Source organism: Mesorhizobium sp. M7D.F.Ca.US.004.03.1.1, assembly GCF_003998635.1.
Lineage (GTDB): Bacteria > Pseudomonadota > Alphaproteobacteria > Rhizobiales > Rhizobiaceae > Mesorhizobium > Mesorhizobium loti.
The window spans coordinates 1-1566 of sequence record NZ_RZQG01001182.1; the positions used below are offsets into that span (position 1 = coordinate 1).

The following is a 1566-nucleotide window of genomic DNA, read 5'->3' on the forward strand; positions in this document are numbered from 1 at the left end:
CGGCTGAATGTAGGGCTCAAGCGATTTCAGCGTGCGCGCCAGCGCACCGCGCATCTCGTCGACGGTCGCAACGCCCGCCGCCATCATCTCGTGGCGCGCAACTTCGTTGGTCAGGAGGAAATTGACGGCGCCGGCCAGCATATCGCGATCGCGCACCAGCTTGGCGCCGCCGCTGTCGAGCAGACGCTGGTAGGCCTCGCGAAAATTCTGCACATTGCGCCCGGCAAGGACCGCCGTGTCGAGCATGGCCGGCTCCAGCGGGTTCTGGCCGCCCTCGGATGTCAGCGAGCGGCCGACGAAGGCGATTTCCGTCAGCCTGAGATAGAGCCCCATCTCGCCGATCGTGTCGCCGAGCAATATGTCGGTGTCGGCTGTGATCCTGTCGCCCTTGCTGCGCCGCGCGACCTTCAGGCCCATGCCGGAAATCTGCGTCGCCAGCGCCTCGGCGCGGTCAGGGTGGCGTGGAACGACGATCGTCAAAAGACCGTGGTGACGCTTGTGCAGTGTCGCGTGGACCTCGGCAGCGACCACCTCCTCGCCATCATGGGTCGAGATCGCCGCCCAGGTCGGGCGCGGGCCGATCTGCCGCCGCAGCGTCGCCAGCACCCGTTCATCGACCGGAGGCGGCGACGTGTCGACCTTGAGGTTGCCCGACACGGTGACCGGCCGCGCGCCGAGCGCCAGAAACCGCTCGCCATCGACATCCGACTGCGCCACCACATGAGCCAGGTTCTCGAACAACGCCTCGGCGATGTTGGCCCGTTTCTTCCACGACTTGAACGAGCGGTCGGACAGCCTGCCATTGACCAGCACCTGCGGCACGCGACGCGCGCCAAGCTCGAGGATGGTCATCGGCCAGATCTCGGATTCGGCGATGATCGCCAGATCCGGCTGCCAGTGATCGAGGAACCGGCTGACCGCCGGCTTGAGGTCGAGCGGCACATATTGGTGGATGATGCGATCGCCGAGCCGCTCGTCGGCAACCTGCGCCGAGGTGACCGTGCCGGTCGTCAGCACGATGTTGACACCATAGTCGAGAATGCTTTCGACCAGCGGCACGACGGCTATTGTCTCACCGACGCTCGCTGCGTGAATCCAGATCACCGGCCCTTCGGGGCGCGCGCGGCCGGCGACGCCATAGCGCTCGCGGCGGCGGTAGCGGTCTTCCTTGCCGCGCGAGGTGCGCCAGGCAACATAGGGTCCGACCAGCGGATAAGCGGCCGCACCCGCGAAACGGTATGCCGACAGCATGGCTCGCGCCCAGCGACCGCTCATCGCGGAGCATCCACGAGACGGTAGGCCTCGGCGGTCGCGGCATTGAGCGCGACGGTCACTTCCTGACGCTTGCGCTCCATTTCGGCTTCATCGGCGCCGGCCGCCACGAAGATCGGCGTGCCGATAACGATCGACGAGCGGCCGAACGGCAGGTTGATGGTGGTCTTGTCCCAGCTCTTCTCCAGCACCTTGCGGCGGCTGGTGGTGATGGCGACAGGCAGCAGTGGCCGACCGGAGAGCCGTGCCAGGAGAACGATACCAAGCCCTGCGTCTCGCGGCGTACCGTGCGGA

At 66.7% G+C, this 1566-nt stretch carries 1 protein-coding gene and 1 pseudogene; both read right to left on the reverse strand.

Annotated elements, in window-relative coordinates; genetic code table 11:
- Positions 1 to 1275, reverse strand: a 1275-nt coding sequence (waaA, locus tag EN935_RS35320; RefSeq protein ID WP_127374189.1) for a lipid IV(A) 3-deoxy-D-manno-octulosonic acid transferase, incomplete at its 3' end; no start/stop codon positions are given.
- Positions 1272 to 1566 (reverse strand): annotated as a pseudogene (locus tag EN935_RS35325) (hypothetical protein); the annotation flags it as partial. The pseudogene EN935_RS35325 and the gene waaA, both read right to left, overlap by 4 nt.